Raw genomic sequence first — 3,780 nt, 5'->3', positions numbered from 1 at the left:
GGGCGCTGGTGATCTGCCTTACCGGTATTGGCGGTTGGGCTTCCTGGCGCCGGACTATATGGAAGTGTGGGTGGAGACGGCAGATGTGGAGGATATCCGTGGCCGCTTCTTTCCCCATATGGGCGGCGGAGTCGTGGCAGTGCATGTGCCGGATGACGACAGTGGGCAGCCCAAGGTGTGGAGAGGCAATTGGGGGGCTGGTCGCAATGTCGACGACGCGGACCTCCCCAAGCGCATCTTCGTGCGTTGGCAATCCCTGGCCGAGCCGCAGACCTATCGGGTGACCCTCGACATTCCAGAGCGTGCCCGTCAGTTGATGGTCGAGAAGCTTGAGCCCGCCTGCCCCTACAGCGCTTACCGAGAAGCTCTGGTCATCGGCTTGGCCCCTGGCGGGGTGGTGCGTGGCTGGGTGAGAAGTACCTGCGGCGAAAGTATCGAAATCCTGCGAGCCCAGGCCGAAGTCGAGCCCAAGGGACCTTATAACGGCACCTCAGGCGGTAAACATCGACCGCTTTCCGAAGCCTCGAAGGCCTATATCGACAAACATGGCATTCCCTACGGCAGCTGGTAGCCAGCCGGAAGGATGCCTGATGAAAAGCCTTGTACCGTGGCGTGTGGTGGTTCGCGAGTGCCGCCACCTACTTCCTTGGGTCGCCAAACCCGGTCACGGCGCCCGCCGTGACCGGGGCAGGATAGGGAGCGGCCTTTGGCCGGGACACGGTGATATTTCCGATGTGGGTGTAGGAGCGAGCTTGCTCGCGAATGGTGCTCGCCGGCAGTGTCGGTTTTTGGGTGGAGTCCGTTCCCTCTCCCCAGCCCTCGGCTGCGCGCCCCGTCCTGAAGGGAGAAGGGGGCTTGTCCGTGCCGAGAGAAGGTTTCAGCCGGAAACCACCGGGGCTGTCGGCTGACTCTAGAACATCCGGTTCTGCCCAACGGTCCCCTCTCCCTTCAGGGAGAGGGTTAGGGAGAGGGGCGGGGGTTGGTTTGGCGCTGGAGTCGCCGGGAAGCGCGGTTCGCGAGCAAGCTCGCTCCTACGAAGAGCGGAAAGCAGTGGGGTTCAGCGGAACTCGGTGCCGATCAGCATCAGGATGCCTTCGCGGAAGCGCAGCACGCGGGTGGCGCCGTTCTGTGGGGGATAGGTCCAGACTTCGATGGTGGCGCCGCCGGGGATGAATTTGCCGTCCGGGCCGCGGCGGGGTGGGGCCGGCGGGAAGACTTCGCGTTTCGCCGGCGCGCCGCATTTCTCCAACACCACGTCCATCTTGTCGCCTTCGTTGATCAGCTGCGTGCCGCAGCGCAGCGTCGAGGCCTGGGCGCTGGCGCACAGGGCCAGGCCGAGCAGCAGGGCGGCGAAGAGGCTGCGGGGTAGGGCGGTCATGGCTTTCCTCCTTGATGACCGGCCCAGCATACCGGCTCGCTCCGGCCCGGGCCTTTGACGCGGCTCACTTGCGCACGTTGCGCGCGTACAGGTCCTTGCCGCCGCTGTTGCTGCCGCCGCGGGCCTGGAGTTCGAAGCGCTTGGGGTGGCCCTTGATCAGGTCGCTGAGTTTCTTGAAGCCGTATAGCCGTGGGTCGAAGGCGGGGCGCAGTTTGCTGATGTTCTGGCCGAGGGCGCCGAGCTGCACCCAGTCTTCCTCGTCGTCGGCGATGTCGTCGAGCACCTTGGCGATGAAGTCCAGCGGCACGCGCTGGGGCTTGGGCTTGGCGGCGGGGGTCTTGGGTTCCTGGGGCTGGCCGGTTTCCGCAGGTTCCGCCGGGGTCACCGGGTCGGCGCGGAGGATTTCGGTGTAGATGAATTTGTCGCAGGCGCGCACGAAGGGGTCGGGCGTCTTGCTTTCGCCGAAGCCGTAGACCATCAGGCCTTCCTCGCGCAGGCGGGCGGCCAGGCGGGTGAAGTCGCTGTCGCTGGAGACCAGGCAGAAGCCGTCGAAGCGGCGGGTGTAGAGCAGGTCCATGGCGTCGATGATCAGCGCGCTGTCGGTGGCGTTCTTGCCCTTGGTGTAGGCGAACTGCTGGATCGGCTGGATGGAGTGGTCGAGCAGCACCTGCTTCCACTTGCCCAGTTGCGGCTGCGTCCAGTCGCCGTAGATGCGCTTGACGCTGGCCACGCCGTATTTGGCGATCTCCTCGAACAGGCCTTCGACGATGGCGGCGGGGGCGTTGTCGGCGTCGATCAGTACGGCCAGGTGCGTCTGCTGGCGGTTGGGGGTGGTCTTGATTGCCATGGGGGCTCCGGTCTTGAGGCTTGCATCGACCTTAGACCGCGAGCGCGCCGGGTACCAGCCCTAGCCGTTGAGACGGCGGCTGTCGAAGGCGTCGCGGGCCTCGTAGGCGCTGTAGGTGGCCTGGGCGGCGAGCAGGCCGGCGAGGCCGAAGGCGTGGGTCAGGCCGAAGCGGGCGAAGCCGGGCGGCACCGCCCTGGCGCCGCTGATGGCGTCGGCGAGCACTTCGCCGGCCACGGTGGTCGGCGCCATGCCGTGGCCGCCGAAGCCGATGGCGTGCCAGATGCCGGCTTCGTCCTGGCCGATCTGTGCCATCTGGTGACGGCCGTAGCTCATCAGGCCGCCCCAGGAGTAGTCCACCTTCACCTCGGCCAGCTGTGGATAAACCAGCGTCAGGTCGCGCTTGAGCAGGGCGGCGATGGCCTCCGGGCCGCGGTCGAGGATGGAGATGCGCCCGCCCCAGAGGATGCGGCCGTCGGCCAGCGGGCGGTAGTAGTCGAAGGCGAAGCGGGTGTCGTAGACAGCCGCCTGGCAGGCGATGGCGTCCTGCAGGCGCTCGCCCAGGGGCTCGGTGGCGATGACGTAGGTGGCGATGGGCAGCACGGCGCGCTCGATGGGCCGGTACACGCCGCGGGCGTAGCCGCCGCCGCAGAACACCACTTGCTCGGCGTGCACTTCGCCGCCGGCGGTGCGCACGACGAAGCGGCCGTCGCGTTTTTCGATGCCCAGGGCTGGCGAGCCTTCGTGGATGCGCACGCCCAGGCCGGCGGCGGCGCGGGCCACGCCGCGCACGTATTTCAGCGGGTGGAAGTGGAAGGCGTTGCGTTCCAGCAGGCCGCCGAAGTAGCGGTCGGTCTTGAGTTGTTCGCGGAGTGCTCCGGTGGCGATGGGCTCCCAGTCCACGCCGTAGGCTTCCTTCATCAGGCGCCGGGGTTTTTCCAGGCGTGACGGGTCGTTGAACCAGTTGGCGAGGATCACGCCCTGGTCCACCAGGTCGCAGTCGATGGCGTATTGGCGCGCGCGTTGGCGGATCAGGTCCACCGCTTCGAGGGTCAGGTGGTAGAGCCGCCGCGCCTGCTCGGCGCCGAGGGTGGCGAGCAGGTCGGCGTTGCCCAGGCTGTAGCCGCCGAAGACGAAGCCGCCGTTGCGGCCCGAGGCGCCGTGGCCCACGTAGTGCGATTCCAGCAGCGCCACGTCGGTTATGCCGCGTTCAGCCAGGCCCAGGGCGGTGTTGAGGCCGGCGAGGCCACCGCCGAGGATGCAGACGCGGGTGTCGAGGTGGCCGGTCTGGGTGGGGTAGGTCGGCTTTGCGGAGGTGGCTTCGTAGTAGGTCTGGGTGAAGGTGGGCATGGCGGACTCGTCCCTTGAGTTGTTGAACGAGTGTTTAGCCGTTGGGGCGGGGAGGGCAATTGAAAAATCTTCGGGTTGGGATTCCTTGGGGGACTGGTGCTTGGGGGAGAGCGCCCTCTCCCCAGCCCTCTCCCTGAAGGGAGAGGGGGCCAGTTGTGGTGGTCAAATAATTTCGGACACTTCGATAGGTTGTCTGGGTGGCCTGCGC

Annotated in this window: 4 protein-coding genes; 1 reads left to right on the top strand and 3 read right to left on the bottom strand. The window is 66.8% G+C overall.

Going from position 1 to position 3,780, the window contains the following annotated elements; all coding sequences use genetic code 11:
• Positions 1-571: DUF2931 family protein (locus BM060_RS31925; RefSeq protein WP_074986564.1), on the top strand; the 571-nt coding region annotated here is incomplete at its 5' end.
• Between the two features lie 486 nt (positions 572-1,057).
• Here BM060_RS31925 and BM060_RS31920 read toward each other — a convergent pair.
• From BM060_RS31920 to BM060_RS31910, 3 genes are all read right to left on the bottom strand, one after another.
• Positions 1,058-1,378: a DUF2845 domain-containing protein gene (locus BM060_RS31920; RefSeq protein ID WP_074986561.1), complete on the bottom strand. Its 321-nt coding sequence runs from the start codon at positions 1,376-1,378 to the stop codon at positions 1,058-1,060.
• Between the two features lie 64 nt (positions 1,379-1,442).
• Positions 1,443-2,225 carry an NYN domain-containing protein gene (locus BM060_RS31915; protein ID WP_074986558.1) on the bottom strand — a complete coding sequence of 261 codons (783 nt, stop codon included), beginning with the start codon at positions 2,223-2,225 and terminating at the stop codon, positions 1,443-1,445.
• A gap of 60 nt (positions 2,226-2,285) precedes the next feature.
• A complete protein-coding gene (locus BM060_RS31910) occupies positions 2,286-3,572 on the bottom strand; it encodes an NAD(P)/FAD-dependent oxidoreductase (RefSeq protein ID WP_074986555.1) in 1,287 nt (428 codons plus the stop codon).
• Positions 3,573-3,780: the final 208 nt, after the last annotated feature.

The organism is Pseudomonas citronellolis, assembly GCF_900112375.1.
GTDB lineage: Bacteria > Pseudomonadota > Gammaproteobacteria > Pseudomonadales > Pseudomonadaceae > Pseudomonas > Pseudomonas citronellolis.
The sequence above is the reverse complement of the archived record's forward strand: the minus strand, read 5'-3'. Positions and strand labels throughout refer to the sequence as shown.

Bases quoted from the DNA above. Each gene is read 5' to 3' on its own strand.
- BM060_RS31915 (WP_074986558.1), bottom strand. From the start codon at position 2,225: ATGGCAATCAAGACCACCCCCAACCGCCAGCAGACGCACCTGGCCGTA.
- BM060_RS31910 (WP_074986555.1), bottom strand. From the start codon at position 3,572: ATGCCCACCTTCACCCAGACCTACTACGAAGCCACCTCCGCAAAGCCG.
- BM060_RS31920 (WP_074986561.1), bottom strand. From the start codon at position 1,378: ATGACCGCCCTACCCCGCAGCCTCTTCGCCGCCCTGCTGCTCGGCCTG.